Source organism: Chitinophaga niabensis, assembly GCF_900129465.1.
GTDB classification, from domain to species: Bacteria; Bacteroidota; Bacteroidia; order Chitinophagales; family Chitinophagaceae; genus Chitinophaga; species Chitinophaga niabensis.
On sequence record NZ_FSRA01000002.1, the window covers coordinates 2,368,084 to 2,386,888 of the forward strand.

General features: G+C 45.1%; 23 protein-coding genes and 1 tRNA gene. 11 read left to right on the top strand and 13 right to left on the bottom strand.

Annotation, left to right across the window (positions count from 1 at the left end):
• Window positions 1-4: 4 nt before the first annotated feature.
• Window positions 5-376, bottom strand: a complete 372-nt coding sequence (locus BUR42_RS26860) for a winged helix-turn-helix transcriptional regulator (RefSeq protein WP_074242621.1) — start codon at window positions 374-376, stop codon at window positions 5-7.
• A 127-nt stretch (window positions 377-503) separates the two neighbouring features.
• On the opposite strand from BUR42_RS26860, the gene BUR42_RS26865 reads away from it, so the two are divergent.
• Window positions 504-1,076: a YceI family protein gene (locus tag BUR42_RS26865; RefSeq protein WP_074242622.1), complete on the top strand. Its 573-nt coding sequence runs from the start codon at window positions 504-506 to the stop codon at window positions 1,074-1,076.
• Window positions 1,077-1,240: 164 nt separating this feature from the next.
• On the top strand, window positions 1,241-1,876 hold the full coding sequence (locus BUR42_RS26870) for a peroxiredoxin family protein (protein ID WP_074242623.1): 636 nt from the start codon (window positions 1,241-1,243) through the stop codon (window positions 1,874-1,876).
• On the opposite strand, the gene BUR42_RS26875 is transcribed toward BUR42_RS26870, so the two are convergent.
• Complete coding sequence (locus BUR42_RS26875) at window positions 1,873-2,346, bottom strand: acyl-CoA thioesterase (RefSeq protein ID WP_074242624.1); 474 nt, start codon at window positions 2,344-2,346, stop codon at window positions 1,873-1,875. The two genes, BUR42_RS26870 and BUR42_RS26875, sit on opposite strands and share 4 nt — an antisense overlap.
• A 118-nt stretch (window positions 2,347-2,464) precedes the next feature.
• On the opposite strand from BUR42_RS26875, the gene BUR42_RS29830 reads away from it, so the two are divergent.
• Window positions 2,465-2,641, top strand: a complete 177-nt coding sequence (locus tag BUR42_RS29830; protein WP_159442355.1) for a hypothetical protein — start codon at window positions 2,465-2,467, stop codon at window positions 2,639-2,641.
• Window positions 2,642-2,648: 7 nt separating this feature from the next.
• On the opposite strand, the gene BUR42_RS26880 is transcribed toward BUR42_RS29830, so the two are convergent.
• Entirely contained in the window at window positions 2,649-3,119 is a 471-nt protein-coding gene (locus tag BUR42_RS26880; RefSeq protein ID WP_074242625.1) for a thermonuclease family protein, read from the bottom strand.
• 116 nt (window positions 3,120-3,235) lie between these two features.
• Here BUR42_RS26880 and BUR42_RS26885 point away from each other — a divergent pair, with 116 nt between their 5' ends.
• A complete protein-coding gene (locus tag BUR42_RS26885; RefSeq protein ID WP_074242626.1) occupies window positions 3,236-4,420 on the top strand; it encodes a glycoside hydrolase family 88 protein in 1,185 nt (394 codons plus the stop codon).
• A 110-nt stretch (window positions 4,421-4,530) separates the two neighbouring features.
• Here the strand turns inward: BUR42_RS26885 and BUR42_RS26890 are convergent, their stop codons facing one another.
• Together BUR42_RS26890 and BUR42_RS26895 are read right to left on the bottom strand one after the other, a co-directional pair.
• Window positions 4,531-5,763 carry a PepSY-associated TM helix domain-containing protein gene (locus BUR42_RS26890; RefSeq protein WP_074242627.1) on the bottom strand — a complete coding sequence of 411 codons (1,233 nt, stop codon included), beginning with the start codon at window positions 5,761-5,763 and terminating at the stop codon, window positions 4,531-4,533.
• 2 nt (window positions 5,764-5,765) lie between these two features.
• Window positions 5,766-8,120, bottom strand: a complete 2,355-nt coding sequence (locus tag BUR42_RS26895; RefSeq protein WP_074242628.1) for a TonB-dependent receptor — start codon at window positions 8,118-8,120, stop codon at window positions 5,766-5,768.
• 128 nt (window positions 8,121-8,248) lie between these two features.
• On the opposite strand from BUR42_RS26895, the gene BUR42_RS26900 reads away from it, so the two are divergent.
• Window positions 8,249-8,476 (top strand): hypothetical protein, encoded by a 228-nt coding sequence (locus BUR42_RS26900; RefSeq protein ID WP_143197594.1) that lies wholly within the window; start codon window positions 8,249-8,251, stop codon window positions 8,474-8,476.
• Here BUR42_RS26900 and BUR42_RS26905 read toward each other — a convergent pair.
• From BUR42_RS26905 to BUR42_RS26920, 4 genes are read right to left on the bottom strand one after another with little or no spacing between them, the layout of a single operon-like run.
• On the bottom strand, window positions 8,473-10,776 hold the full coding sequence (locus BUR42_RS26905; protein ID WP_074242630.1) for a hypothetical protein: 2,304 nt from the start codon (window positions 10,774-10,776) through the stop codon (window positions 8,473-8,475). The two genes, BUR42_RS26900 and BUR42_RS26905, sit on opposite strands and share 4 nt — an antisense overlap.
• Window positions 10,742-11,719 carry a hypothetical protein gene (locus tag BUR42_RS26910; protein WP_074242631.1) on the bottom strand — a complete coding sequence of 326 codons (978 nt, stop codon included), beginning with the start codon at window positions 11,717-11,719 and terminating at the stop codon, window positions 10,742-10,744. The genes BUR42_RS26905 and BUR42_RS26910 overlap by 35 nt, the downstream gene beginning before the upstream one ends.
• Window positions 11,707-12,210 (bottom strand): class I SAM-dependent methyltransferase, encoded by a 504-nt coding sequence (locus tag BUR42_RS26915; protein ID WP_074242632.1) that lies wholly within the window; start codon window positions 12,208-12,210, stop codon window positions 11,707-11,709. The genes BUR42_RS26910 and BUR42_RS26915 overlap by 13 nt, the downstream gene beginning before the upstream one ends.
• A complete protein-coding gene (locus BUR42_RS26920) occupies window positions 12,211-12,717 on the bottom strand; it encodes a hypothetical protein (RefSeq protein ID WP_074242633.1) in 507 nt (168 codons plus the stop codon).
• Window positions 12,718-12,816: 99 nt separating this feature from the next.
• On the opposite strand from BUR42_RS26920, the gene BUR42_RS26925 reads away from it, so the two are divergent.
• The 6 genes from BUR42_RS26925 (at window position 12,817) to BUR42_RS26950 (ending at window position 15,684) form a co-directional block, all read left to right on the top strand.
• Complete coding sequence (locus BUR42_RS26925; protein WP_159442356.1) at window positions 12,817-13,101, top strand: DUF1330 domain-containing protein; 285 nt, start codon at window positions 12,817-12,819, stop codon at window positions 13,099-13,101.
• A gap of 105 nt (window positions 13,102-13,206) precedes the next feature.
• Window positions 13,207-13,280, top strand: a tRNA-Asp gene (locus BUR42_RS26930).
• 290 nt (window positions 13,281-13,570) lie between these two features.
• A complete protein-coding gene (locus BUR42_RS26935) occupies window positions 13,571-14,455 on the top strand; it encodes a helix-turn-helix domain-containing protein (protein WP_074242635.1) in 885 nt (294 codons plus the stop codon).
• Window positions 14,456-14,535: 80 nt separating this feature from the next.
• Window positions 14,536-14,940, top strand: a complete 405-nt coding sequence (locus BUR42_RS26940) for a VOC family protein (RefSeq protein ID WP_074242636.1) — start codon at window positions 14,536-14,538, stop codon at window positions 14,938-14,940.
• Window positions 14,941-14,951: 11 nt separating this feature from the next.
• A complete protein-coding gene (locus BUR42_RS26945; RefSeq protein ID WP_074242637.1) occupies window positions 14,952-15,338 on the top strand; it encodes a DoxX family protein in 387 nt (128 codons plus the stop codon).
• On the top strand, window positions 15,319-15,684 hold the full coding sequence (locus BUR42_RS26950) for an iron chaperone (RefSeq protein WP_074242638.1): 366 nt from the start codon (window positions 15,319-15,321) through the stop codon (window positions 15,682-15,684). Before BUR42_RS26945 ends, BUR42_RS26950 begins: the two co-directional genes overlap by 20 nt.
• On the opposite strand, the gene BUR42_RS26955 is transcribed toward BUR42_RS26950, so the two are convergent.
• From BUR42_RS26955 to BUR42_RS26970, 4 genes are read right to left on the bottom strand one after another with little or no spacing between them, the layout of a single operon-like run.
• Window positions 15,681-16,994: an ankyrin repeat domain-containing protein gene (locus BUR42_RS26955; protein ID WP_074242639.1), complete on the bottom strand. Its 1,314-nt coding sequence runs from the start codon at window positions 16,992-16,994 to the stop codon at window positions 15,681-15,683. The genes BUR42_RS26950 and BUR42_RS26955 overlap by 4 nt on opposite strands.
• Window positions 16,995-17,010: 16 nt before the next feature.
• Complete coding sequence (locus tag BUR42_RS26960) at window positions 17,011-17,235, bottom strand: hypothetical protein (RefSeq protein ID WP_200798367.1); 225 nt, start codon at window positions 17,233-17,235, stop codon at window positions 17,011-17,013.
• Between the two features lie 48 nt (window positions 17,236-17,283).
• Window positions 17,284-17,931, bottom strand: coding sequence for an ankyrin repeat domain-containing protein (locus tag BUR42_RS26965; RefSeq protein WP_074242640.1), 648 nt, complete (start codon window positions 17,929-17,931; stop codon window positions 17,284-17,286).
• Window positions 17,932-17,984: 53 nt separating this feature from the next.
• On the bottom strand, window positions 17,985-18,803 hold the full coding sequence (locus tag BUR42_RS26970; RefSeq protein WP_074242641.1) for a phytanoyl-CoA dioxygenase family protein: 819 nt from the start codon (window positions 18,801-18,803) through the stop codon (window positions 17,985-17,987).
• Window positions 18,804-18,805 lie beyond the last annotated feature (2 nt).

Genomic DNA, 18,805 nt, shown 5'->3' on the forward strand with positions numbered 1-18,805 from the left:
AGCCTTACACCAATTGCTTGAACTGGCTGCGGATCTTCTCGCGGTGCATGGTGCCCCATATCCTTAAGGCATCCACTACCTGGCCCAGCGAGTTGCTGTATTCCGTTAATTCGTATTCTATCATCACAGGGGTGGAAGTATATACATGGCGTACTACAAAACCATTCAGCTCCAGTTCTTTCAATTCATGGGATAATACTTTGGCAGCTATGCCCTTCACCGTTTTCTGCAATTCATTAAAACGTTTGTTGCCGCTGCTCAGCGCTACAATAATTGGCAGCTTCCATTTGCCATTTAAAACGTATAATGCATCCTGAACGGCACTGAGGGCTGTACAAGCTTCCCACTCTGCTGAAATAGTTTGTAACTTTAACATAGCATATCTTTATAAGGAATATATAACTTACCTTAAAGTAACCACTTACCTTCAGGTAACCGCTTACCAATTGTAAGCAAATGTACATAAGTTTGCAAACCTGTTAAAAATTAAACAAACAGATTTTATGAAAAAGATTACCCTCTTTATCTTCCTGCTGGCAGCATCCGCAACTAGCTTTGCTCAATCAGCCTGGAAAGTAGACAAAGCCCATGCACAACTGAAATTTGATGTGCAACATATGGGTCTTTCTACCGTTTCCGGTTCTTTCACTGACTTCGACGCTACGATCACATCTGATAAACCTGATTTCAGCGATGCAAAGTTTGAACTGACCGCTCAGGCAACTTCCATCAATACAGGTGTTGGCCAACGTGACGATCATTTGAGAAGTCCTGATTTCTTCGATGTTGCCACTAACCCTACTGTTTCTTTCAAAAGCACTTCTCTGCAAAAAGTAAGCGAGGGTAAATATAAAGTAACAGGCGACCTGACCCTGCATGGCGTAACTAAACCTGTGACCCTGGACCTCTGGTACCGTGGTACAGCTAACAGCCCAATGACTAAAAAGCCCGTAGCTGGTTTCCGCGTAACCGGTTCCATCAAACGCAGCGACTTTAACTTCGGTTCCAAGTTCCCTGCCGCCGCCCTGAGCGAAGAAGTGACCATTACTGCTGACGGCGAGTTCAATAAGCAATAATTTTAAACTTTTTTAAATAGAGAAACCCGCTCGCAGAGCGGGTTTTTTCGTTTATTTACATAAAGTCTACCGGATTAGTAGGATAATAGAAAAATATCCCTATCTTTACATCAGAATATCACCCGTTTTTAAGATCATTATACCAACAACATTAAAGAAAACATATGCGTACTACTAATCGATATGCGGACTTTTTGCCCCAATTCTACGAGATCAGGAACACTAAACCATTAGACAGAACAAAGATCAAACCGATTGTTACCGGAAGTACTTTTCCATTGTTCCACCTGCATAAGGATGATTTTGTAGTACCATTTTCTTTCCTGCGCCAGGAGAGCAGCTACATAGTAGGTAGCGAGTTACTGAACCAACCACTGGTATTGGCATTTTATTCCATTCACTGGAATGATTATGGTGTGAATTACCTGGAACAGCTGGAATCATTACATGCAGACATCCAGGTAATGGGTGGCCAGTTGCTGGTGGTTTCTGCAGATGACAGGAAAGAATTGGAAGCGGAGCTTGCCAAACATAATTATACTTTCCCCATAGCAATTGACCATAATCATCAGATTGCACGCGGTGCAGGCATTTATGCAGAAACAGATCCGCTTTGGGACCGTGTTTCAGGTATCGAAGAAAATGCACCATTACCTGCAGTATATGTGATCGGCCAGTCACAAAGATTAACCTATACTTTCATTGATCATTACTTTGAAAAAGAGATCAATGTGCGGGAATTATTATCAGAAGTGTATAGCGCAGGGCAGGCACAGGCTTTGAGCCGTGCGATCGCTTAAAGGAATTGCTTCATTTCGTCTTCAATATCCTTACGAAGGTCCATCAGCCGGTGGGCATATTTTTCCATACTCAGTTCATCTTCAGTTTGCGGCACCCATTTTGGGATGGGTATTGTTTTGCCCTGATCGTCGATAGCCGCAAATACCATGATGCAGTGCGTGGTTTTTACTTTCTCTGTTTGCCTTGGGTTACCTGCATATACATGGATAGAGATATGCATACTGGTATTACCGGTATAGATAATTGAAGCAGAGATCTCTACCAGGTCCCCGATAGAGATAGGTTTATAGAAACGAATTCCTCCTACATATACTGTTACACAATACTGGCCACTCCAATTTGCCGCACAGGTAAAACCAGCCTGGTCTATCCATTTCATCACGGAGCCACCGTGTACCTTTCCACCAAAATTCACATCAGAGGGTTCTGCCAAGAAGCGCAGTGTTACAGTATGTTGCGGTGTTTTCATACTGCTATATTAATACATTTCCGGGAATGCAGTATATTGTTGTATTCTTTATACCAATGGAAAGTTTCTATAAAAAGTTCCGCCTTGTATTTGTTCCTTACCTGGTTACGCTGGTGGTTTGCGCGGCAGCTTATTCTTTTTTCAACTGGCATTTTTATCTGCTTCATCCTTCAGGTTGAAGTGGACGATCACCGGAACCCTGATCACCATAGGATCCCTGTTATTGGTATTTGTGATCTTTGAATGGAATAAGGAACGTTTGGAGGCCTTCGAGAATAAGGACCGGATCTGGTAAGGCCAATTTATCTTTTGAATTTCTTTTTCCGCCAATCCCAGGGGGCTACGGGATGCGCATCTTTCCATAATCCATTTCCTTCCTTTTTTGCTTTCAACGCAGCAGCAGCCCATGTTTCATTTTTGGAGAAATTGGTATAGTGCCAGGCAAAACCAGCCTGCAACAACCGGTAATTGAGAGAGCTGTTATCCGGCAAAAATACTTCTGCCACTATACGCCGGTATTGGTCCCTGCTTTTTTGTACAGCTTTTACCACTTTCCCGAAACACTGATCTGCCGTGAACTGCCGGGATTTTTCCCCGAACGGTTGCCCTTTTTCCGGGGCATCTACTCCAAAGAGCCTTATCCTGATGGGTTTGCCGTTCACCAGCATTTCAATCGTATCCCCGTCCTTTACGGCGGTCACTTTTCCGGTATAGGTCTGGCTAATGGAAGCAGTAGATATAAAAAGGAGAAGGGTGGTCAGGAAAACTCGCATGGGCGCAAGTATAGAAAAAAATCCTTGCTTAATTCAATCCGTTTGGTATTTTTATCCTCTGTGATGCAAACGTTTGCATCCTAACCACGTTCACAGTCAATAAAATACAGTCTCCCATGAGATCCACATTAGGAAAACTAGCGCTAATCCTCGTTCTGCCATTCAGCGCAATGGCCCAGCAGCCCTCCAAAAAGCAAATGCAGCAGCTGATAGATGAGAACATGCAATTTGCCGTGAAGCAATATAAAGTACTGCAGGACAGTACGCCTGCCAACAGGATGCCCCGTACCTTTGCAAAAGGGCGGTCTGTTACTTCTGATACAGAATGGTGGTGCAGCGGTTTTTATCCCGGCACACTCTGGTACCTGTATGAGTATACAAAAGACGCCAATGTAAAAGCTGAAGCCGAGCGCAGGCTCGCCATCCTGGAAAAGGAAAAGCGCTACACGGGCAATCACGACATTGGCTTCATGATCTATTGCAGCTTTGGAAATGCTTACCGCATTACCGGGGACAAGAAATATAAAGAAGTGATCGACACGGCAGCTGTTTACCAGATCACCCGCTACAGGCCCTCCATTCATTCCATCCAATCCTGGAATAAAAGCAAGAACCTGAACTGCCCCGTGATCATCGATAACATGATGAACCTGGAGCAATTGCTCTGGACGGCTGAAAAGGGTGGGGATAAAAAGTTCCGTGAGATTGCGATCACCCATGCGAACACTACTTTAAAGAACCACTACCGCCCGGATCACAGTACTTTTCATATAGTGGATTACGATCTTTCCACCGGCGGCATCATTAAAAAGGTGAACGGACAGGGGGCACATGATACGTCTGCCTGGAGCAGAGGGCAGGCCTGGGGGCTTTATGGTTATACCATGATGTACCGTTTTACAAAAGACAAAACTTACCTGGACCAGGCTCAGGGTATTGCAGCATTTATCCTGAACCATCCTAATCTGCCAGCTGATAAGATCCCCTACTGGGATTACAATGCTCCCCAAATACCTACTTCCCGGGATGCTTCTGCGGGTGCTATCGCAGCGTCTGCTTTATTGGAACTGGGGCAGTATGTGGGTAAGGCAGATAAAGCGAAGTATGTGGATGCTGCTGTTGTGATGCTTCAGTCTTTGTCGTCTGATGCGTACAGGGCAAAACTGGGGGAGAACGGTGGTTTTCTGTTGAAGAACAGCGTGGGGCATTTCCTGGCGAACTCGGAAGTGGATGTGCCATTGACCTATGCGGATTATTATTTCCTGGAAGGGTTGCTTCGTTATAAGAAGTGGTATCTATAACCTTTGCTCAGAGGGTCAAATCATATACTTTGAGCCTATCTCAAGCCTATGTCAAGCCTATCTTAGATATATAAAAGAAGAGGGTGCCCTTATGGAGCACCCTCTTCTTTTTACAAGGAGGCGGCTACCCGGGGCAGCCGTTTTGTGGCAGGCTTTACCTGTTTGCCGGACTTCTTCTTTCGTTTGCCCCACCAGATATAGAACCCGGTGATGGGTAAACTGGCACAAATTAGGCTGGCAAAGAAAGCAATGAACTTGCCCGTCAGGCCCAAAACGGCACCAACGTGTATGTCGTAGTTCATCCGGTAGATCTTTTCTCCGGTAGAAGCGTCTGCAAATTTCTTTCCATAAATGCCGCCGCCTTTAAGTTCTGCTAAAGAATACCTGTCGAAATACCTGAACTCCCTTTTGTAGTAAGTTCCTTCTGCCGGATTATAGATCACGGCGATGGGATCAGTAGGTAAATACGCAAACTGTACCTGTGTGGTACCTGTTTGCTCAGGGTGTTCTTTTTGCATCTGTGCCCATACTTTGTCTTCCGGAGACACCAGTACTGCAGTCTTTGCCAATAAGGTATCTGAAACGCCTTTTTGGAATTTGGGGAGGGTTTTTCCTCCTGTGAGCGTATAATAATAAGATTTTGAAAACCACTGGAAGCCCCAGACAAGCCCTGTAAGCCCAATCACCAGTGCAATGACCATGGCATAAAAGCCCAGTACATTGTGCAGATCGTAATTGATCCTCTTGGGACCAGCGTTTGTTTTAATCTTGAAGCTTTTATTCCTGTTGGCTTTGTTCCATTTTTTAGGCCACCACATAATGAGACCGGTGATGAGCAGCACAACAAATATGAGTACACCTATAGCTACAATGGGTTGGCCGATCTTTCTGGGCAGCCACAACTGAAAATGCCCTTCCAGTATAAAACGGAAGAAATCATGCTTGAGGGCTGTTTTCTTCAGTACGTTACCATTGTAGGGGTTGATGTAGATCATGGTATATCCGTCTTTCTTATCCATGAAAGTAGCCAGGGCTGCTTTATCCGGACTGCCGTAGGATATGCCTGTGATCTTGTTGATGCCGGTATCTCTTCCGGCACCAAAGGCTTCTTTTGCAGCAATTGCTTTCAATTGAGAAGGAGAGAGGTAAGGTTTGGCCTCTGCTTCCACGAATTTGTAGCGTTGGGTGAGATCAGACAATTCGTGCTGGAAGGCATACAGGCAGCCTGTAATGCTTACAATAAATACGATGATCCCTGATGTGAGCCCCAGCCAAAGGTGCAGCCAGTTGTTGATACGGCGCCAGGTTGATTTACCTTTTTTCTTTTGAATGCTTTGCTGCATAATTAGAATTTATATGAAACGCTACCGATGATCTGTCTTGGATTCTGAGGATCGTTATTAATACCCCAGTATCTTTTGTCTGTTACGTTATTTAGTTTCAGACCGAGGCGAAACTTCTGATAGTCATAAAAAACAGTGGCATCAAACTTTGTGTATTCCGGAATGGTGAGCGCACCGGCTTCGTTCTTAGGGTAAACAGCACTCATGTGGTTACCGCCAAAACCAAGACCAAAACCTTTCAGGGCATTGCCGGAGAATTTATAGCTTACCCAGAAATTTCCCATATGCACCGGCAGGCCATTGCTGGTACCTTCCTGGTTCTTGTTCGCTTTCGTGTATTCGAAGTTGTTATATCCGTAACCGGCAACGATGTTTAACCCTGGCAGCGGGTTGGTGATGATGTCTACTTCTACTCCTTTGCTCACCTGGGTCCCATCCTGGATAGAGAAACCTAATCTATCCGGATCATTACGTACGGCGTTGTTGAGCTTGATGTTGTAATAGCTGATAGTACCGCTGAGTTTATGTTGAATGATATCCAGCTTGGTACCTACTTCAATCTGGTTACCATATTGTGGTTTGGGAGTAAGTATAGACTGATCCGGTTGTGTAACCGGGGCTACGTTCTGGAATCCATTCATATAATTAATGAAAACGGATACACGATCTTTCATTACCTGGTATACCAGGCCTAGTTTGGGAGACACGGATGTTTGACTGTATACTCCGGCAGCAGGAGCTTTGGCGCCATTGGTAGAAGTGCCTTTGTTATCGAAGCGGTCTATACGGAGGCTCAGCATCAGCAGCAACTGGTCTGTAATGTTCAGCACATCAGAAGCATATGCGCTGTAGCGGTATTGTTTGGCTAAGGTTTGGTTGGGAGAACCTATTCCCGCTACGATGTCATTAATACGGGCCAGGGACATCGGTTTGATGGGCTTGCGTACATTAATGGAATCATACAATAAGGTACCGTAGACATTGGTTTTGTTAGCCAGGTAGTATACTTCCACACCAGCTACCAGCCTGTTCCGCAGGTTACCGATCCTGAAGTCTCCCGTAAAGTTCTGCTGGAATTGGATAGAATTGCTGGTATTACCCCTGCCTGCTGAGAAACTGCGTACAACGCTGGAATCGTTGTACCATTTCATTGGCCAGAGGTAATTGGTGTTATCAAAAGTGGCAGAACCGATGGCATATTGCGTGGAGGAGGTCCATTTATCAGAGATCTTGTATTCCGCCTGGGCAAAGATGTTCATGTTACCCTGTTCCAGCAAAGGATCGCCGCTGCTCAGGCTTTGTTTGTAATCCAGTGGCAGGTCTGTTATCTTTTTGAAGGTAACGTTTTCAAATCCATAAGCCGGAAGGGTGCTGCGTTTAGTTTTGTACAGTTCTGCATCCAGGCTGAGGGTCAGGCGGTCATTCACTTTGTAGGACAGGCTGGGGGCGATGGCAAAACTGCGCAGGGAACCGAAGGTCTGGAAAGTGTTTTCTGAATGGAGGGCTGCGTTTACACGGAGCAGCAGGGATTTGTCCTTGTTTAAAGCCGTATTAACGTCTGCGGTTAAACGATTCATGTTCCAGCTGCCGGTAGCGTAGGAGATCTCCCCTTTGGTGGTTTCGAAAGGTTTCTTGGTTACGAGGTTGGAGAATCCGCCGAAAGAGATCAGGCTGGAACCGAACAGTGTGCCGGAAGGGCCTTTCAATACTTCTATCCTTTCTACATTTACCGGATCGATGCCACCACTTTGCATAGCGGCCATACCGTTCCTCATTTGGCTGGTTACCCAAAAACCTCTTAAGATCAGGTAAGTGATACCGTTATTTACACCGCCGAATCCAACAGCGGCGCCGGGGATATTGCGGAGTGCATTTTTATAGTCGATGGCGATCTGCTCCTGCATGAGTTCTTTGGAGATCACATTGTAGACCTGCGGATTTTCCAGGTTGTTCAATGGCAGGCGGGCAATGTAGTTACTTTCTCTTTGTGCGAATTTGTTCTTGTTGCCGGTTACGATCACTTCCTTTAACTCCTTATCGCTGGCTTGCAGCTGGAAGCTGAGGATGGTGGTTTTATTGGCTTCTACGGTGATGTTTTGCAGCAGGGGGGCATATCCTAACAGGGAAACCTGGATGATGTAATTGCCGGGTTTCACTTTGCGTAGAGTGAATTCACCATTTTCATTGGTGAGGGTACCTTTCAGTTTATCGCCTAACTGTACTGTTACGTCTGAGGCTGGTTTATTGTCTGATGTAATAATGGTTCCTTTGATGGTTCCGGTCCCGTCATTGTCTTCATTTGCAAACGACAAAACGGGCAGGCATAGCAGATAAAGTAAGGTTAAATATCTGTGCATGAATTTTTTTGTGCAAAGTTGCGGCAGGAGCAGGGAAACCGTCTTCGAAATCGGGAAAAGTATTTACGCAAAAGGGAATCTTTTTCGCAAATTCCCGCTTCCCGTCATAAAAATGTAAATTGTGGCTTATGATGACCTCCTTCAAAGTGACAGTAGACCGGGAAGAATTTGAAGTCCGTTCCGAATTAAGGAACAACATTGCCGTGTTTATTGCACATGTGCGGGGGGAGGACATTACGTTTGCGCTGGACAGGCAATATGACCTCCGTCCGTATCAGTATACGGGAAAAGTGCCCCCGCAATTACTAACCAAAATTGCAGATGCTATCCTCAACCTGGAGGAATTGGATGATTAAGGTTTTGTTTTCACATAGTCTTTCAGGTAACTGCATTGGCCGATGATGTCCCTGTAGAACGCCGTTTGGCTATAATCCTTTGCCAGAGAGGGGAAATAGGGGTTTTGGTAAATGGCCATCCTGGACCAGTCTTCTTCTTTTGCATTTATATGTTTCTGTGCACAGCGGGCTGCCATGAAGAGGGCTTTGGCCTTAAACTCCTTGTCCGTTGAAGCATCTGCCGCTTTCTTGTAATATTCTTCTGCGCGGTAGCATCCGAAATATTGTTTCAGGAAAGGGTTGTTTTCATGAGCAGGCTCATACCACCAGGTGCTGGGGCGGTAATTTACAGAAAACTGGTAGGCGTGCCCGTAGTAGGAAATACTGAACAGGCCGGTGGCATATTCATAGTATACATTTGGGTCTACATTCTTCCCTTTCATCTTCTTTTCAAGTTCCACCATTTTAATGGCATAATCCAGTTGGCTGATGCCGACTGTATCTGTTTCATATCCATAGTCCTGCAATTGATCTGTAAATACATTTTCTGAATGATTGGAACTCCCGCTGCGTTTGAACCAGGTGACTGCATTGCTAAAATCGTGCTGGCGCACATAATTGATGGCAATGATCTCTTCCAGTTCGTTGTCGCTCAACTTTAGTTGATCGTAGAGATATTGTTCGTAGGGCGTTTTGCGCTTCTGTTGTTTAAGGTCGTAGAGGGCGTGCAGCTGTGTAGTGTTCAGGCTGTCGGAGATAAAATCCTTTCCGGAGACGGTGCCATAGCGGAAAGCGTACTGCTCTACCTCATCTCTTTTCATGAGGATCAGGGCTTTTTTAACCAGATCATTCTGTTTGGTGTAACGGGGAGCAATGATGAAATCCAGCAGGTTACGGTACATCCGGGAAAAGAACATGTCGTTGATCTCCTTATTGGTCCCGGGGTACTGGAAATAATTGTCCCTTTTGACAGGTGTGATGCGGGAGTCCAGCCATTTGAAAGATTCCAGCAGTTTTGCTTCAAAATCTTTGTCGATACGGGGTTGCTCATTCACTGCTACCAATAGTTTTATGATTTCCCATTGGTCCTGAATAGCCGCGCGGCTGTTATTTGATCTACCGGCGGCAAGCCTTTTATTCGCCCCGGCATAATCTTTTAACATAAATGAGATGTAGGCTGAAGTAGTGTGCCACAATGCAGGCTCTTTTACTTTCCCGCCTGTAGCCATACTGTCTAACAATTGCTGTATGCCGGTTACCTTAGCCTCTGACGGTTTTTCCATAAACCCCCAGGAGTTTGCATCACCATCCAATACGGAATAAAGCAGTCCGTCTTCCAGTTTATTGATCTCCCGGCTGAGCAGTACGTCCAGCATGGGGGATTGGGGATTCAGTTGATATACTTCCCTTAATCCTTCGGGGTTAAGACCTGCTGCTCTGCAAGCGTACATGGCGGCCACAGTGGCTTTTTCGTTATTATTTGCGCATAATTTCATTACCTGTCTGGGATCCGCCGCGGCCCACCCTGTATTGAGATAGGCGAGTGTTCTTTGGGAGGGCGCGTTTTCAAAAACGCGGGAGAAATGATATACACTTTGTGCAGGCTGGCCTGTACGCAACAATGCGCCGGCTTTGAGTGCCAGGGCTTTGTAATGAATGAGGGAAGAAGAAGAGATGGGAGCAGCCAGTGAATCGTAGAGCTGGATGGCTTGTTTGAAGGCTTTGCTGTAGTGAGCCATGCGTACGGCCTGAAAGGCAAAACGTTCCTTAATGCGTTGATCTTTGCAGGCTTTATATAATTGAACGCCATTACGGGAAAGGCGGCTCATGGCAGCAGAGTCCGGAGCGGGAACATTCCAGGCATCGGTACTGCCGGTATGTGGTTCGCATTGTTTGGCATACATGAAGTAACCCAATGTTTCTTTGTCTTTGCTATCTATGAAATAACGGGTGAGGCCGTTCTTCATCATACTGTCTGGCAATTGTTGCGGTGTGCCTTTATCTATTAGTGTATATAGCGCGGCCATTTCCTGGCGGCTGTAGTTATAGATGAATTCTTTTAAGTCCTTTTCTTTTATTTTTTCCTGAAAGAAGGTACTCCATTCCTTAAGATTTACATTTTCTTCCGGTTCATCCATTCCATAATAAACAGAGAGGCTGGTATAATAGAAAGGTTCAAAGCCTTGCTGGGCGCCTATGCCGGGATTATAGAAGTTGGGGTAATAATCATATGGGTCCGGCTCCGGGCCACAGGAAATGGACTTTGCAAAGAAACAGAGCAGGAAGCTACTCAAAAATATGGTAAATCGTTTCCAGTTCATGCTGATCGTACTTTGAATCAAGATGATAAAAGATTATAGTTGGGTTATAATTTTGTCTTTGCCTTGACAGGTAACGGGCTGCTTTTTTCAGCAGGCCGGGGCTGCATGTCTCGAACCGGATCACATCTCCTCTGCGGATCATATAACCGTTGAGGGTAGTGTCCTGCAGGCTGGTGTATAATTGTTTGCCGTTACGTGTAAAGAGCGTTGTGTTTTCCAGTTGTGTGCTTTCGATATTACGGAGCAGGCCTGCGTATTGTTTATTCCGGAACAATACACTCCATTCAAACAGGGGCAAAGCCAGGTCCAAAGATAACGGATAATGGCGGATATGATCATCACCTGTATAGGCTTTCAATTCTTCCATATTGAGGATAGAATTATGGTCTCCCCATTTGCGGAGGTCGCCCATATTATAACACATCAGCAAACCTTTATCTGCAGGTGGGATGCCATTGCTGCGGGTATATTTTACCTGGTGCATGCGGATGGTGACCGATAATTGTTTGCCTGCCATGAAAGGCTGGTGGCGGATGTTCCGGAGGAAAGCAAAGTACGTTTCCTTGCTATTGCGCGTCCAGTCGCAATCCAGTTGTACTTCTTTGGCTTCTTTGCAGAGCTGTTCCAGTAATTTGCATACCCGTTGGGCCATTATGAGCGTATCTTCCTTTTGCCAGATCTCATTCATCAGGAATACTACCGGCACAATTTCTACGCTGTCGGGGAAGGGTGCCCGTTTGTCCAGTATCGCAACGGGGATGGCTTTTTCAGCTTTAGCGTCCCAAGTTACATCGAACATTTTCACGTAGAGCTTTTGGGCCAGTGGGTTGGTTTGCCCTTCGTAGCGTTGCTTCCAGAAATAAAATCCCCGTGTTATTTCGCGTGGTTTTGTGGTGCAGGCGGTGAGCAATATTACCAGAAAGCAGTACTTTAATTTATCCATGAAGCATAGATATTGGCTTTGCCATAAATGGATGGTTGTTCCTGCAGGCGGTGTACATTTTTAAAACCAGCTTCGAGCAGTATTCTTTTCAATGAAGAAAAGCTGGCAGGGAAGGGTACCCAATGGTTGGGGGTATCCGTATCGTATTCCACCAGTAACAGTGTACCGTTTGGTTTCAGGGCAGCTCTTACTTTTCTTAAAAAAGAGGGTTTATCTTCTACAAAATGCAGTGAATTTGCCATCAAGATCCCATCCAGCTTTGGGAAATCCCAGTCTTCTTTGATGAAGTCCATCTGCTTCAAGATCACAGCGGGATGATTGATCTTTACGGGATATTGATCTACGGCGTAAACAGTGCTTTTGGGATGAAGGAAACTCAGCAGGGCATTTGTAAAGAGGCCGCTGCCACAACCAAGATCGGCCCATGTGGCAATGGTGTCTTTATCAAAATCATCAGACCTGATGAGTTCTATGGCTTGTGATAGTTCCATTTATTTATTGATCGCAATTATTCTATATCCTTCCGGAACGGCGTTAAACCATATTTGTCCGCTTCCGATCATGGCACCCTGGTAATTCCGCCAGATCCTGTCCAGCCGCTGTGTTTCGACCACATTTTTCAGGCTGTCGTCGAACACTTTGGGATAAGCTTTTCTGAAGGCTTCCGGTGTTTTATAATTTTTTAATGGGAAGCGAATATACGCCGTAATACTATCCACCTGGTCTTTCTTCACCCAATCTTTAAAGGAAAGGAGGAATTCCTTGAAGCCTGCGGGATCATCAAAACCTGCATTCTGCCAGGTTGATGGGATGGAGCCGTCTTCGAAGGTAGTGTCCTGCGCAAGGATCTGTTCGGCCTGGGGATTTACAACAGGTGTGGGGGCTGGTTGAACGGGGAGGAGTTCTTTCGCGCCGTCCACGATGCTGCTGTCTTGTTTATTATTGGTGGCAGCAGTATTGCAGCTGTAACATAATACGAGGAGGAGGAGGTATCTCATATATGGTGTTTTGGCTCTCTTAAATTTACTTAATAAAAAGCAGGATATCGCAATTACCGGGCCGTAATGGAGGGTAATTTTGGTGAAAACATCATTTTTATGGTTTACTACATGATCAGTTATGACATCGACAATTGGGAGGGGTTTTCTCAATATGGGCCTGCTATAGCTCCTTTGTTTAAGAAATATGGGGCTGAAGTGCTGGCATCTGATACTTCGGGGATTGTAATGGAAGGAGAAGGGAGGATGATGAATGCGATAGTGCAGTTTCCTTCTGAGGAGGCGGCCCTGGGAATGTATTATGATCCTGAATATATATCCCTGAAGAAACTGCGGACAGATAATACGAGTAAGTGTACGATGGTTTTGGTGCGTGGGACTTAGGTTTCGGCGGGCAAAAAAAATATTTGCAGGTATGATTTATTTGTCCTTATCTTTGCAATCCCAAAACGGTAGGGCTGTAAGGCTCTGAGTGCTAGAGGGTAAGTTGGATCGGTAGTTCAGTTGGTTAGAATGCCGCCCTGTCACGGCGGAGGTCGCGGGTTCGAGTCCCGTCCGGTCCGCAGAAAGCGAAGAGGAATTATTCCTTTTCGCTTTTTTCGTTTTGGAATAGGGTTTGAGATTCGGGTTCAGTCATTTACCTTCTATAAAAAGATGGATCCATTCAGCTGAATTATTTTCTATATTATTCAGTGTTTCCTGAGCAACGAATTCCCCTGCTTTGTTAAGAAATAGCATTTGACAGTTGCAAATTGTATCCCCAGGCATTACCGGCCCTGTGTTTATCATATGCGTAAAGCTTATTATCTTTAGCAGGCAGCATTGAAGCCTTTTTTTGCAACTGGGGAGATTCATGAACACTATTCCTTATTATACCGATATCAACGAATTCTTAGCCTCTATCTCCATAGAGCAACGAACCACTAATCCCCTATTTTACTGCCTGCGGCTAAAAGAACATAAAGGGGATATCTACAAACCGCCCTTTAGAAGAGGATTTTATTTTTTGGCCCTTTTCACAGAAGCTGGTAATACTAAGGTCATCCATGGTACCACCAATGAAACTAACCTAAACTCCTTCCTGGTTTTTCAGTCACCGGAATTGATCTATAGTTTTTATCGGGATAGCGCCGCGCACGGATACCTTATTTACTTCAAACCCGAATGTTTTTCATTTTTCAAGCCAAACTTCCATAAAGAGTTTTCACTGTTTGACTTGTTGCACACCAATCTCTTTAAATTTGATCATACCAATTTCGAAAAACTGGCGCCTCATTTTGAGGAAGTATTTGCAACCTATGAAAGAACTGATAAAGAACATCATCTTGAAGCCCGGATCAAATTACTGGCCCTACTCTATCATTTAAATGAATTTGCTACCGAGCGGAGAAAAGAAATAAGATTGGCCACCCCGCAGCAGATCCTCCTGAGGAAATTTGTGCAGTTGGTAAATAACCACTACATCGATAAACGAACAGTGCAGGAGTATGCAGACCTTCTTGCCGTGACGCCGAATTACCTTTCTCAGTCCGTAAAGTCCGTTACGGGTAAAAATGCACTTTCCTATATTAGTGAAAGGTTGACTATTGAGGCCAAATCCCTGATCCGGCATACGGATTTTGAAATAGCTGAAATTGCCTATCAGTTGAACTTTTCAGACCCAGCCAACTTCGGTAAATTCTTCAAAAAACAGGAAGGTATGTCTCCCCTGGAGTTCAGGAAACTCAGCAAACCATAAAATTTACCAGCTTATCCAAGTTTTTGACCACGTGCCCGGATCCGGAACACGTTCCTTTGTAGTGTCAAAAAAATTAAATCATGGCTACAAAAGTTTTTATCAATCTCCCCGTAAAAGATCTGAACAGATCGAAGCTTTTCTTTGAAGGGCTTGGCTACAGTTTTAACCCGCAGTTCAGCGACGAAAATGCTGCCTGCATGGTTATCAGTGATGCCATCTATGCAATGCTAATCACAGAGCCCTTTTTTAGAACCTTCACTCCCAAAGAGATTGTGGATACCCAAAAGTACACGGAGGTATTGATCTGTTTAGATGCTGGATCCAAAGAAGAGGTAGAGGGTGTAGTGTCCAAAGCAAAAGAATTGGGCGCCGTTGTTTACAAAGAACCACAAGATCATGGCTGGATGTATCAGCATAGCTTCGCCGACCTCGATGGTCATCAATGGGAATTTATATACATGGATATGGCTCAGCTGCCAGGTTAACAACGCTGGTTATGAAGAAGAACAAGATTATTTTCTGGGTCGCAACAGTATTTATATTCCTGTTTGAAGGTGTAATGCCGGTATCAGCTTTAATTTTTGCCCCATCCTCCGCAACGGCAGGAACAGTTTACCTGGGCTATCCGATCTATTTTGCTTATATGCTGATTGCATTCAAAGCGCTTGGGGCTATTGCATTAATTATTACGAAATTGCCGAGACCCATCAAGGAATGGGCGTATGCAGGATTGGCGTTTAACTTTGTTGCTGCATGTATCAGTCATTTTGCTGTAGATGGAGCAAGTGGAGTGAGCTTTTTCCCACTCATTATTTTAACGATTTTAATTGTATCTTATATCTATTACTTTAAAACGTATCACCATGGCAAAAACGGATTATAAAACAATTGATGAATACCATAAGGTTCATCCGGCAGAAGTGCAGCAAAGAATGCAATCCATCCGTGAAATTGTTCACAAGGTAGTGCCTGAGGCTGAAGAGGTAATAAGTTATCAGATCCCTTGTTTTAAATATAAGGGATACCTGGTCTATTATTCTGCAGCCAGTAAACACATTTCCTTATCTAATCCATGGAGTGCCGGTCTGCTTAAAACATTTGAAAAAGACCTGAAAGGATATAAGGTATCTAAATCCGCTATCCAGTTCCCTAATCAGGACCCACTGCCTTTGGACCTGATAAAGAGGATCGTTGCATACAGGAAAAAGGAGAACGAAGGAAAGGCCTAATGTTGTAACGCCTCCCGCAACAGATCATCTGCCTCAGGGTAGCCGGAAGGTAAAGGAATGTTTGCAGGAGATGCACCGGCATCCAGTAATGCTTTTATTGAACCGGTTGAACGCCTGTATGTCCAGTAAGTATCTACGCAGGCCTTTACAGCCAATGCCAGTGGGGTATTGCCATTCTTATCCGGTATATCAATATATGCGCCACGTTCAATGAGTAATTGCACAGTAGCCGGCCAGCCAAGCCAGGTAGCTATATGAATAGGGAGGCTTCCCTCAGGGATATCCCAATATCCATCTCCGGCTTCATAGGGTGTGTTAACATCAATCCCCAAATCGAGCAATTGCTGAACACCGGCTTTGTTATTGTTCAAAGAGAACCTGGCCATCAATGTACTGCTCATACTTCTAAGTGTTGTCAGCTGCTGCGGCGATCGTTTAATAATGGTTTGCACAGCCTCCTTATCTCCCATAGCACAGGCCGCAATTAATTGATCAATGCCTTCTAATTCAATGGATACTCCTTTCTGTGCGAACAGGTTTAATACATCACCGCGGCCTTCTCTCGCGGCACGCTGAACTCCGGTCAGCCCATCATTGCTCAGATAGGGATCAGCGCCGTGGTCTATCAGCAATGTTATAATGGAGAGCGCGTTGCTCCTTGCCAACGCATGATGCAAAGGATACCAGCCACGGAACCATGCGGCATTAGGATCGGTGCCTTTTTCCAGTAAATATTTTACACCATCATGATCATGCCAGTCGTGTTTACGGATGAGCATGAGTGCCATGTTTTCGGGGGCCAGTTTGCCCGTTTCAACGAGCAGTTTCATAGCGTCGTTGTCGTCTGTTTCAGGAGAATGGTAAACGGCTTCGCCATCATTGGGGTCTGCGCCGTGTTCCAGCAGCAGTTTCGTTAAAGTGGCATGGTGAGCAACACCGGCTGCTCCGTATAAGGCAGTTTCAAATTCGGGGTATTGTCCTTCTGTCCAGAACCCGGAATTGACATCAGCACCTGCTTCCAGCAAGGCGGTTGCGATCTGCAAAAAGTTATCATTTCTGCTCTTATCCAGGCGCAGGTATTTGGACAGACACATGTATACAAGGGCTGTACCGCCATAAGGTTCTGAAATAGCGGTAGCATTCGCCGGATCTTCTGCCAGGAAACGGCGAACGGCTTCAACGTTGCCGGTGATCGCAGCTGTGTGAATATCGCCGGAGGATAATTCGGGATGAACAGCGAGATATTGATCCGCTTCCTCCAATGAACCATGCCAGATGGCAGCTTTGATAAATGTTGCGCGGAGAGACATCTTTAAATATGTTGGTCTAAAAGGATAGTATTACCATCAGGGCAGTAGTTGTAAAACTGGCAGGGCCGGTTGTTGACTCATCTGCTTCAGACACAAAGCCGGTCCCGGTTGTTTTCAAATGTTTTAGTATATCCCGGATATCGTTGTAAATGTTGAGCTTTGCTGCATTCTCGTCCCAGCCTGGAAACGGTGAATCCCAGGTTCTCATGGAATTGCCGGGAGGCGTGAATATCTTTAACACTCAGGCTAATTGAAAATGCTCCTGGTTTCATTATATAATAGTTTTTAACTACCAGATGCGGGCTACATTGCCGTAGAGTAACAGCTTCAGTACGTCTGAATCTCTCAGATGCCAGCTGCCCCAGGAAATAGGGGTGTCTCCATTAGCATCTTTTACGGATGGGTCTGCACCGGCGTCTATCAGCAACTTAATAATGGCTACGTTCCCATAGGCTGCTGCCCTGTGAAGTGGTGTTTCCGCTTTCAGGAAAGCATCCCGCATGAAGCAGAGGGTTTCAGCGCCTTTGATGGTTTTTTTGTTCACATCTGTACCAGCATTCACCAATAACCTTACAATTTCAGTTCTTTGATCTATTTCGCTGGTTTTGGAGATGGTATAATGAAGTGCGTTTTCTCCGGTATTAGTGAAAGTGAAGTTGGGGTCAGCGCCCTTTTCCAGGAACCATTTTACGGATGCCGTTTGGCCATTATAGGCGGCGTTACAAAGCAGGTTATTGCCTTCCAGGGTTATATTAGCGCCTAATTTGTAGTATAAGTCCAGGGCTTCAATATTGCCCTCCCAGGCGGCAGAAAATACTGCACAGTTTCCCCATTGATCACTGTAGTTAATGTTGGCTCCCTGGGAAGCTAATTTTTCTACAGTGGCCAGATCACCTTTCAGGGCAGCGTCCAGTAATTGCTGATCTGTATCTGACATGATACTGAAAGCTACGAAAAAAATAAGCTCCGGGAGTCCCGGAGCTTAAAAAACTATTTAGAAGAATAGATCAAAGGGTTCTGCAACTCATTCGCCAGCGGGTCTCCTACCTTTAACGTCTTTAAGTACTCATCTGGCAATACATTCGGTATCCCATTATAAGTATTCCCATCCGGCATGTAAGCACAGGTCATTGCCCGACGTTGCCCCGGAGTCATATTCGCATGTGCCCCATGAATAGTTAATCCGTTATGGAAAGAGCAACTACCTGCTTTCATGGGAGCAGCAACGGATTTGGAAGAGCGGAAGGAGGGATAGTTGGTGAAAATAGCATCCATGTTCTTGCCAATGCCCGGATTATCGAAACTGGTTTCTTTGTGAGAGCCTGGTATAAAAAAGAGACAGCCATTTTCAAGCGTAGCATCATCAAGGGCTACCCAGATGGATAATGCCTTCCTGTCAGAAAAAGACCAGAACGGGGTATCCAGGTGCCAGGAGGTAGGATTAGCCCAGGGTTTTTTGATCAGGGCCTGATCATGCCAGATGCGGATCCCATCAACCCCGGCCAGTTTAGCAGCCATTTCACCGATCTTAGGATCGAACATGAGTTGCTTAACCTTTTCATTCGTCTGCCAAAGATTGATCATCTGATCAAACACTTTGTTGAAATATTCTGCATCATTATTTATTCCGTCATCTTCTCCTACTTTAATCCCTTTACCCGGCATTTTCTGCCCCTTCCTTTGTTCAACTGCTTCTGTTACCGCTGCTCTCCATGCTTCGAGCTCTTCTGCATTCAGAAAGTTCTCAATAACGATGTATCCATCAGTTTGATAAGATGAAATTTGTTGTTGTGTGATAGTTGTATTCATGG

Bases quoted from the DNA above. Each gene is read 5' to 3' on its own strand.
- BUR42_RS26860 (WP_074242621.1), bottom strand. From the start codon at position 376: ATGTTAAAGTTACAAACTATTTCAGCAGAGTGGGAAGCTTGTACAGCC.
- BUR42_RS26865 (WP_074242622.1), top strand. From the start codon at position 504: ATGAAAAAGATTACCCTCTTTATCTTCCTGCTGGCAGCATCCGCAACT.
- BUR42_RS26870 (WP_074242623.1), top strand. From the start codon at position 1,241: ATGCGTACTACTAATCGATATGCGGACTTTTTGCCCCAATTCTACGAG.
- BUR42_RS26875 (WP_074242624.1), bottom strand. From the start codon at position 2,346: ATGAAAACACCGCAACATACTGTAACACTGCGCTTCTTGGCAGAACCC.
- BUR42_RS26880 (WP_074242625.1), bottom strand. From the start codon at position 3,119: ATGCGAGTTTTCCTGACCACCCTTCTCCTTTTTATATCTACTGCTTCC.
- BUR42_RS26885 (WP_074242626.1), top strand. From the start codon at position 3,236: ATGAGATCCACATTAGGAAAACTAGCGCTAATCCTCGTTCTGCCATTC.
- BUR42_RS26890 (WP_074242627.1), bottom strand. From the start codon at position 5,763: ATGCAGCAAAGCATTCAAAAGAAAAAAGGTAAATCAACCTGGCGCCGT.
- BUR42_RS26895 (WP_074242628.1), bottom strand. From the start codon at position 8,120: ATGCACAGATATTTAACCTTACTTTATCTGCTATGCCTGCCCGTTTTG.
- BUR42_RS26900 (WP_143197594.1), top strand. From the start codon at position 8,249: ATGATGACCTCCTTCAAAGTGACAGTAGACCGGGAAGAATTTGAAGTC.
- BUR42_RS26905 (WP_074242630.1), bottom strand. From the start codon at position 10,776: ATGAACTGGAAACGATTTACCATATTTTTGAGTAGCTTCCTGCTCTGT.
- BUR42_RS26910 (WP_074242631.1), bottom strand. From the start codon at position 11,719: ATGGATAAATTAAAGTACTGCTTTCTGGTAATATTGCTCACCGCCTGC.
- BUR42_RS26915 (WP_074242632.1), bottom strand. From the start codon at position 12,210: ATGGAACTATCACAAGCCATAGAACTCATCAGGTCTGATGATTTTGAT.
- BUR42_RS26920 (WP_074242633.1), bottom strand. From the start codon at position 12,717: ATGAGATACCTCCTCCTCCTCGTATTATGTTACAGCTGCAATACTGCT.
- BUR42_RS26925 (WP_159442356.1), top strand. From the start codon at position 12,817: ATGGTTTACTACATGATCAGTTATGACATCGACAATTGGGAGGGGTTT.
- BUR42_RS26935 (WP_074242635.1), top strand. From the start codon at position 13,571: ATGAACACTATTCCTTATTATACCGATATCAACGAATTCTTAGCCTCT.
- BUR42_RS26940 (WP_074242636.1), top strand. From the start codon at position 14,536: ATGGCTACAAAAGTTTTTATCAATCTCCCCGTAAAAGATCTGAACAGA.
- BUR42_RS26945 (WP_074242637.1), top strand. From the start codon at position 14,952: ATGAAGAAGAACAAGATTATTTTCTGGGTCGCAACAGTATTTATATTC.
- BUR42_RS26950 (WP_074242638.1), top strand. From the start codon at position 15,319: ATGGCAAAAACGGATTATAAAACAATTGATGAATACCATAAGGTTCAT.
- BUR42_RS26955 (WP_074242639.1), bottom strand. From the start codon at position 16,994: ATGTCTCTCCGCGCAACATTTATCAAAGCTGCCATCTGGCATGGTTCA.
- BUR42_RS26965 (WP_074242640.1), bottom strand. From the start codon at position 17,931: ATGTCAGATACAGATCAGCAATTACTGGACGCTGCCCTGAAAGGTGAT.
- BUR42_RS26970 (WP_074242641.1), bottom strand. From the start codon at position 18,803: ATGAATACAACTATCACACAACAACAAATTTCATCTTATCAAACTGAT.